The 22,000-nt window shown below is 61.3% G+C and carries 23 protein-coding genes and 2 pseudogenes; 13 read left to right on the forward strand and 12 right to left on the reverse strand.

The window, feature by feature from the left end; translation table 11 throughout:
- The first annotated feature begins 166 nt into the window (after positions 1 to 166).
- From parE to RCCGE510_RS08725, 3 genes and pseudogenes are all read left to right on the forward strand, one after another.
- Positions 167 to 2,281 (forward strand): DNA topoisomerase IV subunit B, encoded by a 2,115-nt coding sequence (gene parE, locus RCCGE510_RS08715; protein WP_007629130.1) that lies wholly within the window; start codon positions 167 to 169, stop codon positions 2,279 to 2,281.
- Positions 2,282 to 2,359: 78 nt separating this feature from the next.
- A pseudogene (locus tag RCCGE510_RS08720) lies at positions 2,360 to 2,632 on the forward strand (esterase-like activity of phytase family protein); the annotation flags it as partial.
- 115 nt (positions 2,633 to 2,747) lie between these two features.
- On the forward strand, positions 2,748 to 3,965 hold the full coding sequence (locus tag RCCGE510_RS08725; RefSeq protein WP_007629132.1) for an AI-2E family transporter: 1,218 nt from the start codon (positions 2,748 to 2,750) through the stop codon (positions 3,963 to 3,965).
- Between the two features lie 66 nt (positions 3,966 to 4,031).
- On the opposite strand, the gene RCCGE510_RS08730 is transcribed toward RCCGE510_RS08725, so the two are convergent.
- Positions 4,032 to 4,490 (reverse strand): GNAT family N-acetyltransferase, encoded by a 459-nt coding sequence (locus tag RCCGE510_RS08730; protein ID WP_007629133.1) that lies wholly within the window; start codon positions 4,488 to 4,490, stop codon positions 4,032 to 4,034.
- A gap of 126 nt (positions 4,491 to 4,616) precedes the next feature.
- On the opposite strand from RCCGE510_RS08730, the gene RCCGE510_RS08735 reads away from it, so the two are divergent.
- Positions 4,617 to 5,027: a hypothetical protein gene (locus tag RCCGE510_RS08735; protein ID WP_007629135.1), complete on the forward strand. Its 411-nt coding sequence runs from the start codon at positions 4,617 to 4,619 to the stop codon at positions 5,025 to 5,027.
- Positions 5,028 to 5,046: 19 nt separating this feature from the next.
- On the opposite strand, the pseudogene RCCGE510_RS08740 reads toward RCCGE510_RS08735, so the two are convergent.
- The 5 genes and pseudogenes from RCCGE510_RS08740 to RCCGE510_RS08760 all read right to left on the reverse strand — a co-directional run bounded on the left by RCCGE510_RS08740 (position 5,047) and on the right by RCCGE510_RS08760 (position 8,210).
- Positions 5,047 to 5,339: pseudogene (locus tag RCCGE510_RS08740) on the reverse strand (type II toxin-antitoxin system RelE/ParE family toxin).
- Positions 5,336 to 5,644 (reverse strand): type II toxin-antitoxin system RelB/DinJ family antitoxin, encoded by a 309-nt coding sequence (locus tag RCCGE510_RS08745; RefSeq protein WP_007629139.1) that lies wholly within the window; start codon positions 5,642 to 5,644, stop codon positions 5,336 to 5,338. The pseudogene RCCGE510_RS08740 and the gene RCCGE510_RS08745 overlap by 4 nt, the downstream one beginning before the upstream one ends.
- 119 nt (positions 5,645 to 5,763) lie before the next feature.
- Positions 5,764 to 6,891: a DUF2336 domain-containing protein gene (locus tag RCCGE510_RS08750; RefSeq protein WP_007629141.1), complete on the reverse strand. Its 1,128-nt coding sequence runs from the start codon at positions 6,889 to 6,891 to the stop codon at positions 5,764 to 5,766.
- Positions 6,892 to 7,014: 123 nt separating this feature from the next.
- The gene (locus RCCGE510_RS08755; protein WP_007629142.1) at positions 7,015 to 7,626 is read right to left on the reverse strand and encodes a flavin reductase family protein; all 612 of its coding nucleotides are present in this window, start codon (positions 7,624 to 7,626) and stop codon (positions 7,015 to 7,017) included.
- Positions 7,626 to 8,210, reverse strand: coding sequence for a nitroreductase (locus RCCGE510_RS08760; RefSeq protein ID WP_007629145.1), 585 nt, complete (start codon positions 8,208 to 8,210; stop codon positions 7,626 to 7,628). The genes RCCGE510_RS08755 and RCCGE510_RS08760 overlap by 1 nt, the downstream gene beginning before the upstream one ends.
- Before the next feature lie 113 nt (positions 8,211 to 8,323).
- Between RCCGE510_RS08760 and RCCGE510_RS08765 the strand changes: the two genes are divergently transcribed.
- Entirely contained in the window at positions 8,324 to 9,424 is a 1,101-nt protein-coding gene (locus tag RCCGE510_RS08765) for a hypothetical protein (RefSeq protein ID WP_007629147.1), read from the forward strand.
- Positions 9,425 to 9,684: 260 nt separating this feature from the next.
- On the opposite strand, the gene thrS is transcribed toward RCCGE510_RS08765, so the two are convergent.
- The 4 genes from thrS to RCCGE510_RS08785 all read right to left on the reverse strand — a co-directional run bounded on the left by thrS (position 9,685) and on the right by RCCGE510_RS08785 (position 13,287).
- Complete coding sequence (gene thrS, locus RCCGE510_RS08770) at positions 9,685 to 11,670, reverse strand: threonine--tRNA ligase (RefSeq protein WP_007629148.1); 1,986 nt, start codon at positions 11,668 to 11,670, stop codon at positions 9,685 to 9,687.
- A 121-nt stretch (positions 11,671 to 11,791) separates the two neighbouring features.
- On the reverse strand, positions 11,792 to 12,319 hold the full coding sequence (locus RCCGE510_RS08775) for a DUF1697 domain-containing protein (RefSeq protein ID WP_007629149.1): 528 nt from the start codon (positions 12,317 to 12,319) through the stop codon (positions 11,792 to 11,794).
- Between the two features lie 126 nt (positions 12,320 to 12,445).
- Entirely contained in the window at positions 12,446 to 12,835 is a 390-nt protein-coding gene (gene yidD / locus RCCGE510_RS08780; RefSeq protein ID WP_007629150.1) for a membrane protein insertion efficiency factor YidD, read from the reverse strand.
- 5 nt (positions 12,836 to 12,840) lie between these two features.
- A complete protein-coding gene (locus RCCGE510_RS08785; protein WP_007629151.1) occupies positions 12,841 to 13,287 on the reverse strand; it encodes an iron-sulfur cluster assembly scaffold protein in 447 nt (148 codons plus the stop codon).
- Between the two features lie 310 nt (positions 13,288 to 13,597).
- On the opposite strand from RCCGE510_RS08785, the gene folE reads away from it, so the two are divergent.
- The 3 genes from folE (at position 13,598) to RCCGE510_RS08800 (ending at position 15,769) form a co-directional block, all read left to right on the forward strand.
- Positions 13,598 to 14,212: a GTP cyclohydrolase I FolE gene (gene folE / locus RCCGE510_RS08790; RefSeq protein ID WP_007629153.1), complete on the forward strand. Its 615-nt coding sequence runs from the start codon at positions 13,598 to 13,600 to the stop codon at positions 14,210 to 14,212.
- Between the two features lie 25 nt (positions 14,213 to 14,237).
- Entirely contained in the window at positions 14,238 to 14,690 is a 453-nt protein-coding gene (gene hisI / locus RCCGE510_RS08795) for a phosphoribosyl-AMP cyclohydrolase (RefSeq protein WP_007629155.1), read from the forward strand.
- A gap of 116 nt (positions 14,691 to 14,806) precedes the next feature.
- A complete protein-coding gene (locus RCCGE510_RS08800) occupies positions 14,807 to 15,769 on the forward strand; it encodes a patatin-like phospholipase family protein (RefSeq protein WP_007629156.1) in 963 nt (320 codons plus the stop codon).
- A 69-nt stretch (positions 15,770 to 15,838) separates the two neighbouring features.
- On the opposite strand, the gene RCCGE510_RS08805 is transcribed toward RCCGE510_RS08800, so the two are convergent.
- Positions 15,839 to 16,267 (reverse strand): CBS domain-containing protein, encoded by a 429-nt coding sequence (locus tag RCCGE510_RS08805; protein ID WP_007629157.1) that lies wholly within the window; start codon positions 16,265 to 16,267, stop codon positions 15,839 to 15,841.
- Between the two features lie 91 nt (positions 16,268 to 16,358).
- Positions 16,359 to 17,150: a rhomboid family intramembrane serine protease gene (locus RCCGE510_RS08810; protein ID WP_007629158.1), complete on the reverse strand. Its 792-nt coding sequence runs from the start codon at positions 17,148 to 17,150 to the stop codon at positions 16,359 to 16,361.
- A 293-nt stretch (positions 17,151 to 17,443) separates the two neighbouring features.
- Between RCCGE510_RS08810 and RCCGE510_RS08815 the strand changes: the two genes are divergently transcribed.
- From RCCGE510_RS08815 to RCCGE510_RS08835, 5 genes are all read left to right on the forward strand, one after another.
- Positions 17,444 to 18,061, forward strand: a complete 618-nt coding sequence (locus tag RCCGE510_RS08815) for a PAS domain-containing protein (protein WP_007629159.1) — start codon at positions 17,444 to 17,446, stop codon at positions 18,059 to 18,061.
- A gap of 124 nt (positions 18,062 to 18,185) precedes the next feature.
- A complete protein-coding gene (locus tag RCCGE510_RS08820; RefSeq protein ID WP_007629160.1) occupies positions 18,186 to 18,797 on the forward strand; it encodes a PilZ domain-containing protein in 612 nt (203 codons plus the stop codon).
- 247 nt (positions 18,798 to 19,044) lie between these two features.
- Positions 19,045 to 20,013 carry a prolyl aminopeptidase gene (pip, locus tag RCCGE510_RS08825; RefSeq protein WP_007629162.1) on the forward strand — a complete coding sequence of 323 codons (969 nt, stop codon included), beginning with the start codon at positions 19,045 to 19,047 and terminating at the stop codon, positions 20,011 to 20,013.
- 369 nt (positions 20,014 to 20,382) lie between these two features.
- On the forward strand, positions 20,383 to 20,988 hold the full coding sequence (locus tag RCCGE510_RS08830; protein WP_007629169.1) for a transglutaminase-like cysteine peptidase: 606 nt from the start codon (positions 20,383 to 20,385) through the stop codon (positions 20,986 to 20,988).
- A gap of 199 nt (positions 20,989 to 21,187) precedes the next feature.
- Positions 21,188 to 21,973 (forward strand): hypothetical protein, encoded by a 786-nt coding sequence (locus RCCGE510_RS08835; protein WP_037078190.1) that lies wholly within the window; start codon positions 21,188 to 21,190, stop codon positions 21,971 to 21,973.
- Positions 21,974 to 22,000 lie beyond the last annotated feature (27 nt).

Below are 22,000 nucleotides of genomic sequence, written 5' to 3' on the forward strand. Positions count from 1 at the left end.
CCCGGCAACGCAAATCATTTGGGAAAAGCCCGCCAAGTCAGGCGGTGTCGCGTATAGAGGTGCTTTCTGGCAAAATCTGCCTGATTCGCAAACGTGGCATGAAATGCGGTGATTTTGGGTCGGCGGCGATGCTCGCCCAAGACAGGATGAAGATCTGAACGGATCCATGGACGATAGCAACGACCTCTTTTCCGGAATGCCCCTCTCTGAAAAACGCGAGGAGGCGCAGAAGCCTGCCGCTCCAGCCGAGCGGCCGCCGGTCACGGCTGCGCCCACCGCTGCTCCACCTGCTGCCGCAGCCCCGCCTGCTGCCGGAGCATCAGCCCGCCCGGCACCCGCTGCGTCGAACTCGGACGAATACGGCGCCTCGTCGATCCGCGTCCTCGAAGGCCTCGAGCCGGTGCGCATGCGACCGGGCATGTATATCGGCGGCACCGATGAAAAGGCACTGCATCACCTCTTTGCCGAAGTCATCGACAACGCCATGGACGAGGCGGTCGCCGGACATGCCAATTTCATCGAGGTCTATCTTGATCTCGAAGGATATCTGACGGTCTCCGATAACGGCCGCGGCATCCCGGTCGAGAACCATCCGCAGGTGCCCGGCAAGTCGACACTCGAAGTCATCATGACCAAGCTGCATGCCGGCGGCAAATTCGATGGCAAGGCCTACGAGACCTCAGGCGGCCTGCACGGCGTCGGCGTCTCGGTCGTCAACGCGCTCTCTGACGACCTCGAAGTCGAGGTGGCGCGCAACCGTAAGCTCTACCGCCAGCGCTTCTCCCGCGGCCTGCCGCAGGGTGGCCTCGAAGAGTTGGGCGACGTCCACAATCGCCGCGGCACCCGCGTGCGTTTCCATCCCGACCCCCAGATCTTTGGGGATCACATGAAGTTCGATGCCGCTCGCGTCTTTCGCATGGCGCGCTCGAAGGCCTATCTGTTCGGCGGCGTCGAGATCCGCTGGAGCTGCGAGGCCGGCGTTTTGCCCGAAGGGTCCGAGGTGCCTGACAAGGCCGTCTTCCACTTCCCCGGCGGCCTGAAGGACTATCTCCAGGCGACGATGGGCAAGGAGTTCACCGTCACCCGGGAGATCTTCGCCGGCAAGACCGAGAAGACCAGCGGCCATGGCTCGATGGAATGGGCGATCACCTGGTACGGCGGCGATCCGCAGGTTCATTCCTATTGCAACACCATCCCGACACCCGAAGGCGGCACGCACGAGGCGGGCCTGCGCATCGCGCTGACCAAGGGCCTGAAGGCCTATGCCGAGCTGACGCAGAACAAGCGCGCCGCGCAGATCACCACCGATGACGTGATGATCTCGGCTGTCGGCATGCTGTCGATCTTCATCCGGGAGCCGGAATTCGTCGGCCAGACCAAGGACAAGCTCGCAACCGTCGAGGCCCAGCGCATCGTCGAGAACGCGTTGCGCGATCCTTTCGACCATTACCTGGCGGACAATCCGAACGGTTCGGCCAAGCTGCTCGAATGGGTGATCGAGCGCGCCGAGGAGCGCCTGCGCCGCCGCAAGGAAAAGGAAGTCAACCGCAAGACGGCGGTACGCAAGCTGCGCCTGCCCGGCAAGCTCGCCGACTGCTCGCAGAATACCGCCGAGGGCGCCGAACTCTTCATCGTCGAGGGTGACTCGGCAGGTGGTTCGGCCAAGCAGGCGCGCAACCGCGCCAATCAGGCAATTCTGCCGCTGCGCGGCAAGATCCTCAACGTTGCCAGCGCCGGCCGTGAAAAACTCGGCGCCAACCAGCAGCTCGCCGATCTCATTCAGGCGCTCGGCTGCGGCACCCGCTCGAAATACCGCGACGAAGACCTGCGTTACGAGCGTATCATCGTCATGACCGATGCCGACGTCGACGGCGCCCACATCGCCTCGCTGCTCATCACCTTCTTCTACCAGGAGATGCCTGAGCTGGTGCGCGGCGGCCATCTCTTCCTCGCAGTGCCGCCGCTCTACAAGATCACCCAAGGCTCGAAATCCGCCTATGCCCGCGACGACAATCATCGCGCCGAGCTGATGCAGACGGAATTCAAGGGCAAGGCCAAGGTCGAGATCAGCCGCTTCAAAGGCCTCGGCGAGATGATGCCCGCCCAGCTCAAGGAAACCACGATGGATCCGTCCAAGCGCACCCTGCTCAAGGTGCTGATCGACGAGGTGGATTTCGAGGGCACCCGCAGCGCCGTCGACGATCTGATGGGCACCAAGCCGGAAGCCCGCTTCCGCTTCATCCAGGATCGCGCCGCCTTCGCCGAAAACCTCGATATTTAAAACATATGCGAGCGGGATAGACGTGGTTCGGCACGGCGCATTTTAGCATCCGCGATTTCACGGAACTGACGAAGAACCGTAAAGATCATGATGATGGATCTGGCCGATGCCACGGATGTGTCAGCCATCGCTTCGCTCGCCAAAACCGATCAGCGCGTCGTCCCCGCCCACAAGAGCCAAGTCCTTGATCTGCGGGCAATCGGGCTCGTCCCCGACAATATCGAGGCCATGTCACTGGGCAAGGCCAAAGACGGCACCGACGTGCTCATTCTCGGTTCCGACAACAATTTCTCGACCGGCCAGAAGACGCAATTCTACGCCTTCAAGGTTGTCAGGCGTCCGCAGCAGTAAGACGCTCGGTCTGACGGCCGAATAGCGACGCTTTGTATACGCTTTCGGGGTGCGGACCTTGAAACCGCCGGGTCGATGGCCCATAACCAGAGGACAAGAAAAAGAAGAGGCGCGTGTGGGTGTGTTCGACCGTCAGAAAAGCAATCATGAACCGCGATGGCTCGGGTCGTCGGCGCCGACACGCACGCCGCTGATCCCCTCCATCTCGGCGGCCCGCTGGCTGCTTGTTCTGATCGTCGCGGCCGGCGTCTACTTTTTCTACGGCTTCCTCGTGCCGGTGCTGGCATCCCTGGTCATCGGCTTCGCCAGCTGGCCGCTCTACCGCAAGCTTCTTGCCCGCGTCGGCGGCAATACGACGATCGCCGCGACCATCGCCATCATCATGATCATCACTTTCCTGGTCATCCCGATCGGCCTTGCCGTCACCTATACGACGGGTGAAGTGCGCACTTGGGTTGCCTGGGCAATCCACGCCAATCGCGCCGGCGCCCCGACGCCGGCCTGGATTGTCGCGCTGCCCTTGGCGGGGACCTATCTCGATGAAGTCTGGACCAGATATATCGGCAGCCCGGGCGCCCTGGGCGAGGTCATCCAGGCGGTCAGCGGCGCCAATATCGGCAACATCTACCGGGCGGTGCTTGCCGCCGGCGGCGGCGCCTTCCACCTCCTGCTGACGCTGCTCTTCATGCTGATCGCGCTGTTCTTCGTCTATCGCGATGGTTTTTCATTCTCCAAGCAGATCGACATGCTCGGCGAACGCATCCTGCCGAACCGCTGGGAGCGCATTTCCCGTGTCGTGCCGGCGACGATCAGCTCGACCGTCATGGGTATGACCCTGATTGCGATCGGCGAAGGCATCGTGCTCGGCCTTGCCTATTGGATTGCCGGTGTGCCGTCGCCGGTGACCCTCGGCGTGATCACAGGCGTGATGGCGCTGATCCCAGGTGGTGCACCTCTCTCCTTCACGCTGGTGTCGATCTATCTGCTGGCAAGCGGCTCGCACGTGGCCGGCATCGGTCTCTTCGTCTGGGGGGCGGTCGAACTCTTCATCGTCGACAAGACGCTGCGGCCGAAGCTCGTCGGCGGCCCGATCAAGCTGCCCTTCCTGCCGACCTTCTTCGGCCTTGTCGGCGGCGTCAAGACGATGGGTTTCCTCGGCCTCTTCATCGGCCCTGTGTTGATGGCGCTGATCGTCGCCATCTGGCGCGAATGGATCCACGAGGCCCGCAACGCCGACAAGAGCGAGACGGGACCGCAGGTCCTGATCGACGAGCAAGCCCCGCCGGCAATCCCCGGATCGCCGAAAGCGATCCCCCGCGTTGCCGAAGGCTGAAAAGGCCTTGTTGCCCAAGGCTGAAAAAGTTTTGTTGCCGAAGGCTGAACCGGCCTTGGCAGCCCGTCATCCCAGCCGCTTTTCCATGAACAGGCTGAGCGGGTCCGGCAGATAGCTGCCGAAAGGCTCGATGTCCCCATATCCGTATTTGCGGTAGAGCGCGATCGCCTCGGGCTGGTAGATCCCGGTTTCCAGCCGGATAGCCGACAGCCGCTTTTCCCTGGCGATCGCTTCGAGCGCGTTCATCAGGCCGCTGGCAATCCTCAGTCCCCTCGCCTCGGGATCGACGAACATGCGCTTGATCTCCGCCGTGCCGTCGCCGGCCGCGACCAGCGCGCAACAGCCGACGATCGCATCACCGTTGCGCGCGACCAGGAAGCTTACCGAAGGCTTCTCCAGCAGGGAGAGGTCGACCAGATGGTTGCTCTCGGCGGGATAGAGCGACTGCGCATAGGCATCGGACAGATCGAGAAGGCGGATGACGCCGTCCTGACGCGGCGGCTCCAGGGCGATGGTGACGGACATGCTGCCTCTTTCTGCTGCAGGGCACAACTTTTCCCGAGATGATCAAGAGTTAATGCTCTTGCCTTCATTCGGTTGGAATTGCGCCCTTAAAGACGATGACATGCTCAATAGCCAAGGAGGCAAAATATGCAAGCGGTGCTGATCGCGATGACCATTCTCGGTTGCGACGATTCCATCAGCCAGTGCAGCTATGTCGCGACGGTCGACAAACGCTGGGAGACGGTTGCCGCCTGCGATGCCGAAGCCGAGCGTCGGCTGAAAACCTATGCCAATGTCAGCTATCCCTCGGTGATCGCAGTCTGCGAAGCGCCGAAAGCCGTCGCTGCCGCCGAACCGCCGAAGCCGGCGCCCGTGCCGACGGCTGTCCCCGAAGCGGCCGAACAGCGCCCGCAGGGACTGCTTGGCTTTGCCGACGACATTGCCGGACAGGTCCGCGACCATCTGCCCACCGGCAGGAGCGTCAAGGACACGCTTTCCAAACCGGTGCATTTCGTCTCCGCCAGCTATTCCTGGGTGGTGACGCGGCTGGCCGATTGAGCAGAGCGTGGTCGCAAACTCATTCAGTCGAAATGTCGTCGGGCCAAACCTGGGCGCCGTGGAGGATACGAAGGATCCGGATTCGGTCTTCCTGCACGACGTATGCGGCGATATAGGGCGTGCTTGGGATTACCAACTCCCGAGTGCCTGCGATCCGTCCCGGTCTTCCGCTTTCCGGGAATTCGACGAGGCGGGAACGGCGAAAACGATTTTCTGGTCGACATGAACTGCCGCCCTTGGATTCTCGATCTCAATGTAGGTGAATATATTGTCTCGGTCGGATAAGGCGTACCTGGCCCAGACAAGCCTCACGATCCAGCTACCTGGCTCTTCCGCATTGCTGCCGCGCGTCTCTTCTCAAAGCCTGCCTCGACCTCAGCATCATCGACATCCGCTCGCGTGTCATTGAGAGCTTCAAGGACCCTTCCCCGAAACCATGCGTCATAAGCGTCGCTGTTGCTGATAAGCTCGAGCGGCAGAGCCCCTTCATTCGCGGTGCGGGTCAATAAAATGCGAACGACATCCGAGACTGTCAGGCCCATATCTTCCAGAACAGCCGTAGCGCGATCTTTGACGGCAGCATCTATGCGAGTTTGTACGAGCGCGTTTGATGCCATGCCGGGTCTCCTTGGATATGCTTCAATGTAATGCAATTGAATGACATATTCCAGCCAGGATTAGTCTTATCCAGAGCAGGATGCCGAACAATGTGAGCGGTTCTTGATGGCGTCCTGTTCTACGCGGCCGCCAGCGCCGCATAGACGCGGGCCGATTGCCGCTGTTCGGTGACGCCAAGCTTTTCCACCATGTCGAGTAGCTCACCGATCGCGCCGTGCGCGTCGTGATGGCGGAATTTTTCGAGAAGACGGCCGCAGACATTGCCGAGCACGCTGCCCGGCGCCTTTCTCGCTGCTTCACGCCATAGAAGCGTCGCCTCGACGAAGATGACGCTGATGTCCCTGGGCAGACCAGCGGATTCGTAGAGCGCGCGCACCGCATGCATGCGCCCTGTTGCCAGGATCGACCTCACCCGGCGCTCGCCGCAGCCCGTCAATTCGACGATCGCGCCCGCAAAGAAATCCACCTTGCCGGCGCAGAGCGCATGCATCAGGAAGGACGGCGTCAGCCGGCCGTTGAGCCGCAGATGCTGGACGAGATCGGGTATCTCGCGCGGCGCGATGTCGCCGGCGATCGAAACGATGGCAGCCTCGGTCGCCTCGCGGCTGATGCGCTGGAGCCGCTGCAGGCCGATGGCCGCCTGTGCAAGAGGCAACCCGACCAGCGCATTGCTGACGTGCTGGGTGAGCAGCTGTCGGGCATCGGCGGGAAGATCGCTGCGGTCGAGAAGCAGGTTGCGGATGTCGCAGCAGTCGCCAAGCCGTTCGGCGATGCGTTTCAGGGATTGGCTGGAGATCGCCGCGCCATCGTTCTCAAGCAGGCAAAGCAGTTCTTCCTCGTCGCCGACCTCCGCAAGCGCTGCGCAAACCGGGCGCGTCACAAGCGCCCTCACCGCGATCAGCATGCGGGTGGCGCCGTTGCCGCGCGCGGCAAGATCGACGAGATCGGCGTCGCTCAACAGCGGTGAACAGGTCACCGCATGGCAGGCAACCTCCGGCTGGTCCTCGGCAAGCGAAAGGATCAGGCTGCGCGGCGCATCGGGCGACCAGGCGATCGCCTCGGCAAGTGCCAACCGCACACGCGGCGACGGATCGTCGAGCAGAAAGGTCATCGCCATCTCGGCTGCCGCCCGCTCCTCCACCGTCATCTCGGACTGAAGATAGGCTCGCCCGAGCGCGTTTGCGGCCCGGGCCCGGTCACCGGTCTTGGCCGTTTCGATCCAACGAAGGAAAGCTTCTACGATCACACGACGCCCCAGTACTTGAACGCGATTCCCGCGCGTTTCATTCAATGCTGCGACCGTAGCGACAAAAGGTTTAAGATTGGTTCACCATATTTCTTAAGTCTTTGTGCGCCTTGCGGGTTCGGCTCATCCCTGCTGTGGCTTCGGTCGGAACATTTCGAAGACCTCGCTGGCTTCGCTGTAGTCCATATAGCCCAGACGCGCGAGAGGCCGAGCGATCGACATGTCGAGGCGGCCATCCCTGACGATCGCCTCGTCGATGCGGATGCCGACCACCTCACCGAAGATGACGACGTTTTCGGACGGTGCGCCCGACAGCGTCTTAGGCTCGATGATCTCGGTGACCCTGCATTCGAGCACCGCGAAAGCTTCGCCGACATAGGGCGCGTCGATCAGTTCGGCCGGCTTCGGAGTCAGGCCGGCGAAATCGAATTCGCTGTTGCCGTAGGGCAGCGCCGCCGAGGAAAGGTTCATCTTCTCAGCGAGATTTCGGCTGACGAAATTGCAGGTGAAGACACCGGTCTCGGCCGCATTGCGCTGGCTGTCCTTGCGCCCGCTGGAGGAAAACATCACCAGTTTCGGCCGGTCGGAAACGGCATTGAAGAAGGAATAGGGGGCGAGATTGATCGAGCCGTCCCTGCCCTTGCTGCCGATCCAGCCGATCGGCCGCGGCGACACGATCGCCTTGAACGGATCGTGCGCCAGCCCATGCCGGTTGATGTCGGTGGTGTAAAACATCAGTCCTCTCCGCCGACCCAGGTCACCGTATCGGTAAGCTCCGGCCGCGGCCGTTCGATCGCCGGAAATGTCGTCGAGCCGATATGAATGAAACCCGCCACCTTTTCATCCGGGCCGACGCCGAGCAGAGGATAGGCACGTTCGTCATAGGCAAACCACTCGGTCAGCCAGTTGGCGACATAACCGCTGGCATTGGCGGCCAGGATGAGGTTGAGGCAAAGCGCGCCGGCAGACATCAACTGCTCCCATTCCGGGATCTTGATGTGCGGCCCCGCCTTGCTGACGACGGCAACGACCACGGGCGCGCGGGTGAAACGGGCGCGCTCGACCAGGATCATCTCTTCGGAAAGCTCGGGCTTCACCGCGAGTGCCAGCTTTAGAAGCTCCTCACCGAGACGCACGCGCTGCTCTCCGCGATAGACGATGAAGCGCCATGGCGCGATCTTGCCGTGATCGGGAACACGCGAGGCAAGGCGCAGGATTTCCTCGATCTCGGCCTTCTCGGGGCCTGGTTCGCACATCTGGAAAGCAGGGATGGAGCGACGCACGGCGAGATAGTCGATCAGCTTGATATCGGATTTCATGCGGGAGAAACTCTCATTTTTATGCTGCTGCAAAGGGCGGGTCTTGAATTTGCCATCGCGTTGGTCTTGAAGTGGCCTTTGCGATTTCAGAAGTCAATCGGTTCACGAAACAGATGTTTGGCATTTCGCCTCTTGCACGCATCGGCCTTGCCATCGTCCTGATGATACTGACGCCTCCAGGCGCCGGCGCTCAGGATGCCTTCAAGGAGTTCAAGCAACTTGAATCGACGCCGAAGATGCCGAAGCTCGATGCCTTCATCGCGCCCGGCACGGCGCCCGAAGGGGTCAAGCTGCGCGATGTCGCGATGGAAGCCAAGCTGACGGCGGACGGCACGCCGGTCGAGGAGGGTCTCTCCTGGTACGTCTTCAGCCCGATCGCCGGAGCCGACGGCAAGTTGCCGCTGATCGCCAGCGCCAAGGGCGGACCCGCTGCCTTCCAGCTCGCTCCCGGCGATTATTTCGTCAATGTCTCCTTCGGCCGCGCCGGCGTCACCAAGAAACTGACCGTGCCCACCGACGGCGAGGTCGACAAGCAGGTGATGGTGCTCGATGCCGGCGGCCTGCTGCTCAATGCCGTCTCCGGCACCGATGCCCGCATCCGCCCCGACCAGTTGAGCTTTTCGATCTATTCCTCGGAAGTGCGCGAAGACGGTGAGCGCGGCCTCGTCATGGCCGATGTCTCGCCGAATACCGTCGTCCGCCTGAATGCCGGCACCTATCACATCGTTTCCGAATATGGCAGCGTCAATGCCGTCATCCGAGCCGACATCCAGGTCGAGGCCGGCAAGCTGACCGAAGCGACGATCCAGCATCGCGCCGCGCAGGTTACTTTCAAGCTGGTCTCCGATGCCGGCGGCGAGGCGATCGCCGATACCGCATGGTCGATCCTGACGGCGGCCGGCGACAGCGTCGGCGAAAGCGTCAGCGCCTTCCCGACCATGGTTCTCGCCGAAGGCGGATATTCCGCCGTCGCCCGAAACAAGGACAAGATCTACCAGCGCGATTTTACCGTCGTCGCCGGCAGGAACACCGATGTCGAGGTTCTGATGAAGGACCAGCAGCCGCAGCCGCCGGTGAACGACGCGGCCCGCACGGTGCAGCAAGTGCCTGTGGGCACGCCGACACCGCCAGGCGTCCAGCCGGCTCCGGTGGCGCCACTCCCTTCCTACGAACAGCTCGCGCCGCAAGGTGGCGACGATTCCAGTCTCGATTGATTGTGCCGCAAGTGGTTTCGGCTCAGCCGAAATGTTTGGGACAGGCGCGCTTCGGCAGCGCCACTGATACGAGAGGCTCGTGATCGCGCCCGGCCGTGCCGATCAAAAGCGTTTCAGACGCGCGTTCCATCATTGCAAGGAGAATTCTTTGAAGCGCATTGCAGCTTGGTTATTGGCTGCATGATCGGGGCGGCAACATCGCGGCCCTTGATCAGCTTTCCGACAGCGCCGAAGCCCGGCGCTGTCGAATCCCGGCCAATTTAGGCGGCCTTGGCTTTTTTTGCTTCCGCCTTGCGACGGATATCGGGCGGCGTCGCTTCCAACGCGAGGCTGTCGACGGCGGCATCGAGCCCCATCGAAACCTGATCCTGGCTGCCGAGGCGGCGGATGTTGACCGTGCGCTCCTCGGCTTCCTTCCTGCCGCAGACGATGATGACGGGCACCTTGGTGACCGAGTGTTCGCGGACCTTGTAGTTGATCTTCTCGTTGCGGAAATCGGTCTCGACGTTAAGACCGGCTTCGCGCAGCGCCTCGGCCACTTCAAGCCCGTAGGCGTCGGCTTCCGAAGTGATCGTTGCGACCACCACCTGCAGCGGCGATACCCAGAGCGGCATGTGGCCGGCGAAGTTCTCGATCAGGATGCCGAGGAAGCGCTCCATCGAGCCGCAGATGGCGCGGTGGATCATCACCGGCTGCGTCTTTTCGGAGTTGCTGTCGATGTAGAAGGCGCCGAAGCGTTCCGGCAGGTTGAAGTCGACCTGCGTCGTGCCGCATTGCCATTCGCGGCCGATCGCATCCTTCAGCGTATATTCGAACTTCGGGCCGTAGAAGGCGCCCTCGCCCGGCAGAATGCCGGTCTTGATGTTGTTCGACTGCTGCTGGATCGTCTCCAACACATTCATCATCACGCTTTCGGCACGGTCCCAGAGATCGTCGGAACCGACACGCTTGTCCGGCCGGGTCGAGAGCTTGATGGTGACCTCGTCGAAACCGAAATCCTTGTAGACCGAGAGGATCAGATCGTTGATCTTCAGGCATTCGGCAGCCATCTGCTCATCGGTGCAGAAGATGTGCGCATCGTCCTGCGTGAAGCCACGCACGCGCATCAGCCCGTGCAGCGCGCCCGACGGTTCGTAGCGATGGACATTGCCGAATTCGGCAAGCCGGATCGGCAGCTCGCGGTAGGATTTCAGCCCGTGCTTGAAGATCTGGATATGGCCGGGGCAGTTCATCGGCTTCAGTGCAAAAACCCGGTCGTCGTCAGTGTCGTCGCCGGCAACCGTCACCTTGAACATATTGTCGCGGTACCAGCCCCAGTGGCCGGATGTCTCCCACAGCGACTTGTCGAGCACCTGCGGCGCGTTGACTTCCTGATAGTCACCGGCCAGCCGGCGGCGCATATAGGCGACCAGCGTCTGGAAGACGCGCCAGCCCTTGCCATGCCAGAAGACCACGCCAGGGCCTTCTTCCTGGAAATGGAAGAGATCCATCTCGCGACCGAGGCGGCGGTGATCGCGTTTCTCGGCTTCGGCTAGCATATGCAGATAATTGTCGAGTTCCGACTGTTCGGCGAAGGCCGTCCCGTAGATGCGGCTCAGCATCGGGTTGTTGCTGTCGCCGCGCCAGTAGGCGCCGGCGACCTTCAAGAGCTTGAAGGCGCTGCCGATCTGGCCGGTCGAGGCCATGTGCGGGCCGCGGCATAGGTCGAACCAGTCGCCCTGGTAATAGATCTTCAGATCCTGCCCTGCCGGGATCGCGTCGACGAGTTCGACCTTGTACTGCTCACCCTTGTCGGCGAAGACCTGTTTGGCCTTCTCGCGCGACCAGACCTGCTTGGTGAAGGCGGCGTTGCGGGCGATGATCTCCTTCATCTTCTTTTCGATCTTCGGCAGATCGTCGAGGGTGAAGGGCTCGTTCTTGGCAAAGTCGTAATAGAAACCGTTTTCGATGACCGGGCCGATCGTCACCTGGGTGCCGGGCCAAAGCTCCTGCACCGCTTCGGCCATGACATGCGCCGCATCGTGGCGGATGAGCTCCAGGGCGCGGTCGTCGTTGCGGGCGATGATCTCGATCCGGCCCGTCGTCACGGGATCGGAAAGGTCGCGCACGGTGCCGTCGATGGCAATGGCGACCGCCTTCTTGGCAAGCGACTTGGAAATGGATTCGGCGACATCCCGGCCGGTTGCGCCAGCATCGTAGCTGCGCACGGAACCATCGGGAAATGTCAGGGAAATAGCTTGGGACATCGAAATTCTCCTTGTCCAGTCCCGCCAACGAATGCGGGTGGTTGCAACGGCAGCACTTCCGTCTTTGGATGCGCTCCCGCCTGATAATCAGATTTCCCTCGCGAGTAAAGACGAAGCCGGCCTACATGATCATCTCGGCAAGGCCGCACACGGTGTTCCAGTTGCGCATCGTCCCGACGCCTATCCGCTTGGTCGTCAGGGCCGAAAGCAGCTTGGACTGGCTCGGCTTGCCGGCAAAGTCGATCCAGAGATCGCCGCCGACGACGGCCATGCGCTGTCCCTCCGTCATCAGCTCTTTCAGCGCCTCCACCTTCTTGGGATCGACCGGCAGTCGCATTACCCGGACGATGACCTCTTCGGCGTTGCCGTCCTTGAACGGATTGGTGCTGCAAAGCGCCATCCAACTGCAGTCGTTGCGCACGACGATATCGACGTGTTTGCCGAATTTTTCTTCAAAGCCCTCTTCCAAGGCCACCTCCAGTTCGTGCGGCCGCATATTGTCAGCTTCGAAAACCAGATTGCCGGTGGAAACCAACGTGCGCGGCTCGCGATAACCGAGCTCTTCGGCCAGCGCGCGCAAATCCTGCATGATCACGCGGCGATCGGGCGTCAGGACAATGCTGTGCAGAAGGGCGATAAACGTACTCATGGCCGTTAGAACTCCTCTCCTACATCGGTTGCGAAACCATGATCACCGAAGGGTGACCATCCTTCACGCATCATCGCTGCCCGGCCCTGCCAACACATCCGTATTCGCCGGGCATCGTCATGGCGCTCACCCTCTCTTGCGTCCGAGGGAGAGATACCGCCACGGCGTCCACCAGCGGAACCGGTCGCCGAGCACTTCCGGAACCTGGTCGAGGCCGCTGGTGCCGCCCGGGCCGCAGCGGCCGACCCGAAACAACGTCATCCAGCCGCCGGCCCACAGTCCATGGCGGGCGATCGACTCATAGCCATATTCGGAGCAGGTGGGGATATGGCGGCAGGAATTGCCGACAAAGCCCGAAAGCGTCAGCTGGTAGAAGCGGATGAACCCCATGCCGAGCAGGCGGTCGGGAGTCTTGCGGAACGGACCGCTATAGTTGCGGGAAGTGGATGCGGTCTTTTCACGCGGCTTTTCCCCGTCATCCTCATCGCCTGCCTGCAGGGCGCAGAACTCGCACATCTCCGTTACGCCTCGACAATCTCAGCCCGTTTCGCCTCGATCTGCCCGATCGCATCGACGACCGCATCGAAGGTCAGCATCGTCGAGGCATGGCGGGCCTTGTAGTCCCGCACCGGCAGCAGATAACGCATGTCTTCGAACCGTCCCTCCGGCCCTGCACCATCTGCCTTCAACATGGCAAGCATGTCCTGGCGTGCCTGGCGCAATTCGCCGGATGTGGCGCCGACGACATGGCGGGCCATGATCGAGGACGAGGCCTGGCCGAGCGCGCAGGCCTTCACGTCATGAGCAAAACCGGTCACCATATCGCCGTCCATCTTCAGCCAGATCCTGACCTTCGAGCCGCAAAGCTTCGAATAGGCCTGGGCGCTCGCATCGGCCTCCGCCAACATGCCGGTCAACGGAATATTGCCGGCGAATTCGAGGATCTTGCTGTTGTAGATGTCGTCCATGTTAGATCTCCGCTCCAAAATCGCTGCGGATCGGCCTCAACAAGGGCTGTTATTGTTATTGAAACAAAAAATACACCGTGTCATCTGAGGATACTTACATACGATGGCCGTCTTCCTATATGTATGTCGTTCGAAGGCCATGAAAATGCAATGGCCTCGTGTAAGTTTGATTGGGAAACCGTGCCGGACGGGCGTTGAATGCGCCTCGAAAGCCCCGGAGCCTGCCAAAGGTGCATGAATTCCCGTATGGGATTGACCAGTGGCGATTCCGACAGATCGGTCCGCGGTGCGGACCAGGAGACCATTGTTCATGGACGCCATCGTAAAAAACTTTCCGCAGACGACCCGCGACTCCGATCGCCCCTCTCAGCAGGAGGCGGAGGAAGCCGTTCGTGTGCTGTTGCGCTGGGCCGGTGACAACCCGACCCGCGAAGGCCTGCTCGAAACGCCTGCCCGCGTCGTCAAATCGTACCGCGAGCTTTTTTCCGGCTACGACATGGCGCCGGAAGACGTGCTCGGCCGCACCTTCGAAGAGGTCGCCGGTTACGACGACATGGTCCTCGTCAAGGACATTCCGTTCTTCTCGCATTGCGAACACCACATGGTGCCGATCATCGGCAAGGCCCACGTCGCCTACATGCCGGACGGGCGTGTGCTCGGCCTGTCGAAGATTGCCCGCGTCGTCGAGATTTATGGCCGCCGCCTGCAGACGCAGGAAACGATGACCGCGCAGATCGCCCGGGCCATCGACGATACGCTTAATCCGCGCGGGGTCGCGGTGATGATCGAGGCCGAACATATGTGCATGGCGATGCGCGGCGTTCAGAAGCAGGGCTCGACCACGTTGACGACGACGTTTACGGGTACGTTCAAGACCGAACCGGCCGATCAGGCCCGTTTCATGACCATGGTGCGGAGCCGCTGATACCGGCTCCCGCAGGAGGGCCGCGATGAGTCACATGATCTTCAATCAACCATCCGAGGACAAGTCGGCGTTGGAAGACGCCGGCGATTTCACGCCGCGTTTCGATGACCGCGGCCTGATCACCGCGATCGTCACCGACGCCGGCGACGGCGAGTTGCTGATGGTGGCGCACATGAACGCCCAGGCGCTGGCGCTGACCATCCAGACCGGCACGGCCCATTATTTCAGCCGTTCGCGCGGCAAGATCTGGAAGAAGGGTGAAACCTCGGGCAATCTCCAGACGGTGAAGGAAATTCGCACCGATTGCGATCAGGACGCCATCTGGCTGAAGGTCGAAGTCGCCGGCCACGACGCCACCTGTCACACCGGCCGCCGCTCCTGCTTCTATCGGACAATTACGCTTCAAGACGGAAAGCCGATGCTCGATATCGTCGACGACGAGCGTCATTTCGATCCGCAGGACGTTTACGGGAAATAAGCCGAACCTCCCGGCATCTGCTCCTTATTGCGCCAAAAATTGCTTCTATATACCATTCGGAAACTGATCGGGCACACTATCGGGACCCAAAGTGTTCTGCTGGGAGGGAGAGCGCCATGCTGAGCTGGAATTTGCATCGTCAAAGCTCTGAAGGCGAAGGTTCCGGTACCGGCATATCCACCACGATCGAGGTGATCCCGCCTCCAGCACCCGTCAAGAAAATCAAGATTGCGCTGGCGCTCGGCGGTGGCGCTGCCCGCGGCTGGGCCCATATCGGCGTGCTGCGCGCCCTCGACGAAGCAAAAATCGAGATCGGCATGATTGCCGGCACCTCGATCGGCGCGCTGGTCGGCGGCTGCTATCTGGCCGGCAAACTCGATGAACTCGAAAGTTTCGCCCGCTCGCTGACCATGCGCCGGATCGCTAGTCTGCTCGATCTCACCATCGGCGGCAGTGGCCTGTTCGGCGGCATGCGGCTGACCAAGCGTATGCAGGAACATCTCGAAGGCCTGAACGTCGAGGATCTCGACCGGCCGTTCGTCGCCGTCGCCGCCGAGGTCAATACCGGTCACGAGGTCTGGATCGCCAATGGTTCGCTGATTACGGCGCTGCGCGCCTCCTATGCCCTGCCCGGCATCTTCGAGCCGGTGCGCAGCAATCACCGCACGCTGGTCGACGGCGCGTTGGTCAACCCCGTCCCCGTCTCCGTCTGCCGCGCCTACGAGCAGCCGCTGGTCGTCGCCGTCAACCTCAATTACGATCTCTATGGCCGCTCGGCCGTCGTTCGGCACAATGCCAGCCTCTCGCCGCAGGAAGTGCAGAAGCAGGAAGAGGCGCCCTATGCCCGTCTCGGCATGACCGGCGTCATGGTCCAGGCCTTCAACATCATCCAGGACAGGATCGCCCGCGCCCGCCTTGCCGGCGACCCGCCGGATATTTCGCTGCAGCCGCGTCTGAGCTACATCGGCCTTTCGGAATTCCACCGGGCGGGCGAAGCGATCGAACGCGGCTACGAGGAAGCCAGGGCAAGACTCCCCGAAATCAAACGCATGCAGGAAGTCTACGCCACCTCCCCCTGATGGATATCATCCGAAAGCCCGTAGCCGTTTCGCGGCGACGGTATCGCTCAAACCAGGCCGGCGAAAACCTCAGCCGGCGATATAGGCCTTGATCTCCTCGGCCTCGCGCTCGACTTCGGCGATGCGCGATTTCACCACGTCACCGATCGAGATGATACCGGCAAGCTTGCCGTTGCTTTCTACCGGCACATGCCGGAAACGGCGGCTGGTCATCAGTTCCATCAACTCGTTGACGGTCGTCTCCTCATGGCAGCGGTAGACCTTCGCGGTCATCACCTGACCCAGCGGCTGGTCGAGCCCGTCCTTGCCATGTTTGGCGATCGCATGCACGAGGTCACGCTCGGTGAACATGCCGGAAATCCGGTTCTCCATGCCGACGACGACGATGGCGCCGATCTTCTTCTTGCTGAGAATGACGGCCGCCTCGGCGACGGTCGTGTTCGGCCCGGCGGTGACGACGTCCCTGCCCTTCAGGTCGAGGATTGCTTTGACTGACATTCGAACCTCCTATGTCCGTGAAACACTTGTCACAGGCATCCGCGGCGGTTTCTCCCCCCAGCGCGGATAGGTCAATCGTGCACCGCCCGGCTCAGGATTGCAACAGATCCTTCTCCGTTCCGGCAGGTTCCGCAACAGGCGGGCGCGGTAGTCGATCGAACAACGAAAACAGCAGGAAACCGAAAACGAAGCCGCCGATATGCGCGTCCCAGGCAATGGCCTGGTCGCTGTCGCCGACGAGCGGGATGCCGACGGCGATCAGGGCGTTGCCGACCAGCCAGAGCAGCATGAAGATGACGACCGTGCGGCTCTGCAGCGCCTCGGCAATGGAAAGCCGGGCATTGAGATGCGCAGGCAGCATCGGCCGCCGTTCGGCCGGAAAGGCGAATCGGCAGGCAGCGCCCATCAGCCCGGAGATGACACCCGACGCGCCGATCAGCAACGTCACATCCCCCCAGTTCAGGATCGCATGCAGTGCTGCCGATGCGACGGCCGAAAAAAGCCAGAAGAGCACGAAACGCAGCGTCCCGATGCGGCGCACGACCGGCGCGCCGAAGGCCATCAGCCAGAAGGCGTTGAAGACGATATGCTGGACGCTGCCGTGAAGCAGTGAATAGGTGACGGGCGTCCAGAACAGCTCAAGCCCCTGCTGCGACAGTGGAATAACATAGCGGGCGGGAACGAAGCCGAAGGTCAAGAATAGCCAGCTCAGCGCATCGTCCGAAAGAACGAGCTCCTGCACCGCATAGATGACAACAAGCAGGCAAAGACTGAAGAACAGCGCTGGCGGAAGGTTGAAGACCGGCACGCGCGGCGGCTTTGCCGGCGGCTGGACCTCGGGAGGTTCGGGCGCCTTATGCGGCTCGGCCGTCTGCTCATTCATTTCGATATCGCCTCGTTGAGGCCACAGCCATACAGGACCACCTGTCAAAAAAAAAGCCGTCCGAAGTGCCGGACGGCATACCGGGAGTTCGAGGAAAGACCTCAGCCCGGGCAGGTTGTGCTGAACTTCGAAAGTCGAAGCGATGGCCGGACACTGCCACGACGGGCACAGCATCTCAACCGAAACCGTTTCTTAACCTTAACCGCCGCGAGTTGGCATGAAATCCGCAAGGTAGAGCCTGTAAAGGCAATGATTGCCCGAAAATGATCCGGAATGGGACAGGTTGGTGAAAAATGCGTGTGCAAACGACCATCGAAATTTTTGATTACTGGAACCGTATCCGCGGCGCTGCCGATGCGCCGCTGAAATCGCAGGTCGAACCCTCCGCCGTACCCCATCTGCTCCAAAGCCTGTTCATCCTCGAGACGCGCGAGGAAGGCGACATCGGCTTCCGGCTCGCCGGCACCCGCATCTGCGATCTGTTTGGGCGGGACCTGCGCGGCGCACGTTTCTCCTCACTCTGGGCAAACGGCCAGCATGCCGACATCGAACGCACGGCGATGGGTGTGATGGACCATACCATGCCGGCCCTGTTCAATGCGACCGGCTACAGCACCGTCGGTCATCAGGCCTCCTTCGAGATCATCATGATGCCGCTGCGCTCGCCGGGCGGCGCCTGCGATCGGCTGCTCGGTGCGATCGCACCCACGGCGGCTGCGAGCTGGCTGGAAATCGTGCCGCTCGAATTCCTGGCGCTCGACCGCAGCCGTCTGCTGCCCGGAAAATTCGGCAACGCTGAAGCCGCTGAGCTGCGCCCTATCAACGAAGTCGTTGCCGGCAAAAGCTTCGGTTTCGGGCAGGTCATGCGCCGTATGGTGTCGCAGCTGCTGACGAGTGCGGAGGCGCGCTGACCGTTTCGTTTCGGGACATCGCGCATACTCGTTTTCGGCTATGTCCGAATGAGGCAAAACAACCTTCTGTTAAGGGATTGCGGGTAAAGATCAGTCTCTGCGATTTTGATGAAGAAGCCATTTGATGCACTCGTTCCAGCCAGCTCAGACGCAAAGACCTGCGCCGCGCCCTGAACAGGGCGTTTTTCAGCGTGTGCCCATCAATATGCAGGGCCGTCTGATGCTTGCGAATTACGAGGAATTCGAATGCATGGTGATCGACATGTCGCCTGGCGATATGTACGTCACCTGCCTCGGCCGGCCACGCACCAACGAACGTGTCGTCGCCTATATCGACCATCTCGGCCGCGTCGAAGGTTATGTCCAGACGCTCGATGGCCGCGGCTTCACCATGTCGATCAATGCCACCGAGCGCAAGCGCGAGAAGCTCGCCGCCCAGCTCACCTGGCTTGCCAACAAGCACGAACTCGGCCTGCCGGAAGATCGTCGCCACGACCGCCTGACGCCACGTGACACGAATACCGAGCTGACGCTCGAGGACGGCACACGCTATACCTGCCGCATCATGGACCTTTCGCTATCGGGCGCTGCCGTCGACGTCGAGATGCGCCCGTCGATCGGAACGGCGGTGCGCCTCGGCAATATGCGCGGCCGCGTTGTCCGCCATTTCGTCGAAGGTGTGGCAATCGAATTCCTGTCGATTCAGTCCCGCGACACGCTGCGCGAATTTCTCTAACAGGCTGCGACGTTGCCGCGGCCCGTCGCGGCGGTGCGATCTCTTGACGGACTTGCCGCCGAACCTGATTAGCAAGTCCGGGAGCGCGCCCGGTCAGGTCGTGTTGAAAGGCCTGGGCTTCAACGCAAAGAGATCTGCAAGCGGCAACCAATCTGGCTTTGGAAAGCAAGCAGGAATTCTGTCGCAAGTCGTTCCAACCAATCAACAGGTAATATTATGAGTGGAACAACCTGCGACGGGCAGAACGATGGCAGCTCTCTATCCGGAAATCGAACCCTATGAACATGGCCTGCTCGAGACGGGCGACGGCAATCTGATCTATTGGGAGGCCTGCGGCAATCCGGCGGGCCGGCCGGCGCTGGTGCTGCATGGCGGGCCGGGCTCCGGCTGTTCGACGATGGCGCGGCGCCATTTCGATCCCGATGCCTACCGAATCATTCTGTTCGATCAGCGCAATTGCGGCCGCAGTCTGCCGAGCGCCGCCGATCCAGAAACTGATCTTTCCCTCAACACGACCTGGCATCTCGTCGCCGATATCGAGAGGCTGCGGGTCTTCTTCGACGTCGACACCTGGCTGGTTTTCGGCAATTCCTGGGGATCGACGCTGGCGCTAGCCTATGCCGAAACCCATCCGCAGCGCGTCACGGCGATCGTCCTATCGGGCGTGACAACCACAAGGCGCGCCGAAGTCGATTGGCTCTATCGCGGCATGGCGCCGCTCTTTCCGGAAGAATGGCACCGTTTCCGCCAAGCCGTCCCCGCAGGCAGCGGGCAACAAGATGACGACATGGTGGCCACCTACCATCGTCTCCTCAGCGATCCCGACCCGGAAATACGGTTGAAGGCGGCGCGCGACTGGCATGACTGGGAAGCGGCGTCGATCCTGCTCGCGGACCCCAAAGGCCTGCCGCGCCGCTGGGCCGATCCGGCCTATCTGCTGACCCGGGCTAGCATCATCACCCATTATTTCACCAACGGTGCATGGCTGGAAGACGGCCAGCTTTTGAGGAATGCCGGCCGGCTCGCCGGCATCCCCGGTATCTTGCTGCAGGGAAGGTTCGACATTGAAGCGCCGCTTGTCACCGCTTGGGAACTGGCCCGCGTCTGGCCGCAAAGCGAGCTCCAAATCGTACCGCATGCGGCCCATTCCACAGCAAATCCCGATATGAGCGCGGCGATCGTCGCCGCTACCGACCGATTTCGAGATTTCCCGTAAAAATAGTTTTGCCGCCGGAAGCTGAAATCCGAGCGATGGCCTACTTTGAACGGGCCGAATCGGCCGATTCCGGCTGCCTTGCAGCCTGCCACGCAGCGCCGAACCGCAGCCGGCATTTATCGGACTCCACGAAAATCGTTAACCCCAGGACGGCAACGCAACCTCTTCGCGGGCGAAAGCCTTGTTGCAGGAATTACAATTTTAATCGAATTCGAGACAAATTCGCCTCGAATTTTATGCGCATTCGAGTTTGTTTTTAGCCAGATTTTATCGGCATTTGAATCAACTAAGCCTCTAATTCTATTACGTAATTTTGCGTGAGATAAAAACGTCCGTGTCATTGTCGCCTCAACTTACGGGGAGACGGCAATGATAACTGCAAACATCCTGAAAGGCGGCCTTCTGGCCGGTGCCCTCATGATGGCAATGGCGGGTTCGGGACAGGCGATGCCCGCCAGCATGGCCCTGGTAGGCAATGCCAGCCCGCCGATCGGACATTATGAATTCTGCAAGGCGAACCCAACCGAATGTGCCTATGCCGGCGGCGATGCCGGACCAACCATCCTCACTGAGGATCGCTGGAAGGAAATTCTCAAGGTCAATTACACCGTCAATTCGACGATCCAGCCGGAGACGGACGAACAGATCTACGGCGTCGAAGAACGCTGGGCCTACCCCACAACCGTCGGCGACTGCGAGGATTATGCTCTGCTGAAGCGGAAGATGCTGATCGAAGACGGCTTCTCGCCATCCGACACGTTGATAACAGTCGTGCTGCAGCCGAACGGCGAAGGCCATGCCGTGCTGACGGTCCGCACCGATCACGGCGACTTCATCCTCGACAACATGCGCAACAAGGTGCTGCTGTGGTCGGATACCGAATACACCTACCTGAAGCGCCAGTCCGCCGACGATCCGGCCCGCTGGTCGAAGCTCCAGGACGGCCGCACTGTCGCGGTTGGTAGCGTCAAGTAAGAACAGCCTGCGGCCCGGTCAGTCCCCGCATGCGTCCCCGACCGGCGCCCAAGAGCCGTTCCCGCTGTCCCGGGAACGGCTCGCTCTTTTTGGGACAGGCATTCGGCGCCAGGCGCCCCACGCCCCTGAAATCTTAGCGAATTATTAACCGTGCCGGTCCGATCATGCCGATCAGACTCATCATCGGCACCGGCGGCTCATGTTCTTCCTGCGGCGGACCGAAACACGAAGAACCGCCATGAGCCACGCCGCGCACAGCGCACCCGACGAACAGCCGCTTTTTTCCATGGGCTTTCTCCTCCGCACGATGGCGGTGATTGCCGTTCTTGCGGTGCTGACGGTTGCCATCAGCATCGGCGGCCGCTGGTTCGGCCGGCATATCTCGCTTGCCGGCAACACCGACAGCACGCTTGAGATCACGCTGGCGATCGGCCGCGACACCGCAAAATTCCCCGAAAATGCCATCCGATTTCCCAGTCAAAGGCATGACGGTGCGGCCGAGCGCGTCGATCTCTATCTCGCCTGGCCTGATATGCAGGGCTACGGCAAGGAAAATCGCCTTCGGTTCGACGATGTCGCCCAATCCTCCGGCCTGATCTTCCTGCAGATTACCCAGAGCACTATGTCGCGCGACATGTCCGGGCGCCTGGAGCCGATCTATTCGCATCTGCTCGAAGGACCGGCCAGGTCCTTCCGAGACGGCCTGACGCTGCACCGCCTTCGCGCCGACGCCGGTTACGGCGACGAGGTACTGCTGACGGCGCCCGTCAAGGGCGGACCGGATTACGTCGTGCGCTGTATGTTGCCCTCCGTGCCTGACCAAGCGTCGAGCGGAGATTGTCAGCGCGACATCAAAGTCGGCAGAGATCTCAGCGTCCTCTATCGCTTCTCAAGCAGCCATCTCGACGACTGGGAACATATTGATGCCGCTATCCGCACCTTTGTGGAAACGCGTCTTGTGAACCGTTCCGCAACAAGTCCCTAAAATGCTCCCCGGGCAGCGAAATAAACG

The organism is Rhizobium sp. CCGE 510 (genome assembly GCF_000292525.1).
Taxonomy (GTDB): Bacteria; Pseudomonadota; Alphaproteobacteria; order Rhizobiales; family Rhizobiaceae; genus Rhizobium.

What these genes read in the sequence shown, in the direction of transcription:
- parE (WP_007629130.1), top strand. Translation starts at nt 167, where the DNA reads ATGGACGATAGCAACGACCTCTTTTCCGGAATGCCCCTCTCTGAAAAA.
- RCCGE510_RS08730 (WP_007629133.1), bottom strand. Translation starts at nt 4,490, where the DNA reads ATGTCCGTCACCATCGCCCTGGAGCCGCCGCGTCAGGACGGCGTCATC.
- RCCGE510_RS08735 (WP_007629135.1), top strand. Translation starts at nt 4,617, where the DNA reads ATGCAAGCGGTGCTGATCGCGATGACCATTCTCGGTTGCGACGATTCC.
- RCCGE510_RS08745 (WP_007629139.1), bottom strand. Translation starts at nt 5,644, where the DNA reads ATGGCATCAAACGCGCTCGTACAAACTCGCATAGATGCTGCCGTCAAA.
- RCCGE510_RS08755 (WP_007629142.1), bottom strand. Translation starts at nt 7,626, where the DNA reads ATGTTTTACACCACCGACATCAACCGGCATGGGCTGGCGCACGATCCG.
- RCCGE510_RS08760 (WP_007629145.1), bottom strand. Translation starts at nt 8,210, where the DNA reads ATGAAATCCGATATCAAGCTGATCGACTATCTCGCCGTGCGTCGCTCC.
- RCCGE510_RS08765 (WP_007629147.1), top strand. Translation starts at nt 8,324, where the DNA reads ATGTTTGGCATTTCGCCTCTTGCACGCATCGGCCTTGCCATCGTCCTG.
- thrS (WP_007629148.1), bottom strand. Translation starts at nt 11,670, where the DNA reads ATGTCCCAAGCTATTTCCCTGACATTTCCCGATGGTTCCGTGCGCAGC.
- RCCGE510_RS08775 (WP_007629149.1), bottom strand. Translation starts at nt 12,319, where the DNA reads ATGAGTACGTTTATCGCCCTTCTGCACAGCATTGTCCTGACGCCCGAT.
- yidD (WP_007629150.1), bottom strand. Translation starts at nt 12,835, where the DNA reads ATGTGCGAGTTCTGCGCCCTGCAGGCAGGCGATGAGGATGACGGGGAA.
- RCCGE510_RS08785 (WP_007629151.1), bottom strand. Translation starts at nt 13,287, where the DNA reads ATGGACGACATCTACAACAGCAAGATCCTCGAATTCGCCGGCAATATT.
- folE (WP_007629153.1), top strand. Translation starts at nt 13,598, where the DNA reads ATGGACGCCATCGTAAAAAACTTTCCGCAGACGACCCGCGACTCCGAT.
- hisI (WP_007629155.1), top strand. Translation starts at nt 14,238, where the DNA reads ATGAGTCACATGATCTTCAATCAACCATCCGAGGACAAGTCGGCGTTG.
- RCCGE510_RS08800 (WP_007629156.1), top strand. Translation starts at nt 14,807, where the DNA reads ATGCTGAGCTGGAATTTGCATCGTCAAAGCTCTGAAGGCGAAGGTTCC.
- RCCGE510_RS08805 (WP_007629157.1), bottom strand. Translation starts at nt 16,267, where the DNA reads ATGTCAGTCAAAGCAATCCTCGACCTGAAGGGCAGGGACGTCGTCACC.
- RCCGE510_RS08810 (WP_007629158.1), bottom strand. Translation starts at nt 17,150, where the DNA reads ATGAATGAGCAGACGGCCGAGCCGCATAAGGCGCCCGAACCTCCCGAG.
- RCCGE510_RS08815 (WP_007629159.1), top strand. Translation starts at nt 17,444, where the DNA reads ATGCGTGTGCAAACGACCATCGAAATTTTTGATTACTGGAACCGTATC.
- RCCGE510_RS08820 (WP_007629160.1), top strand. Translation starts at nt 18,186, where the DNA reads ATGCACTCGTTCCAGCCAGCTCAGACGCAAAGACCTGCGCCGCGCCCT.
- pip (WP_007629162.1), top strand. Translation starts at nt 19,045, where the DNA reads ATGGCAGCTCTCTATCCGGAAATCGAACCCTATGAACATGGCCTGCTC.
- RCCGE510_RS08830 (WP_007629169.1), top strand. Translation starts at nt 20,383, where the DNA reads ATGATAACTGCAAACATCCTGAAAGGCGGCCTTCTGGCCGGTGCCCTC.
- RCCGE510_RS08835 (WP_037078190.1), top strand. Translation starts at nt 21,188, where the DNA reads ATGTTCTTCCTGCGGCGGACCGAAACACGAAGAACCGCCATGAGCCAC.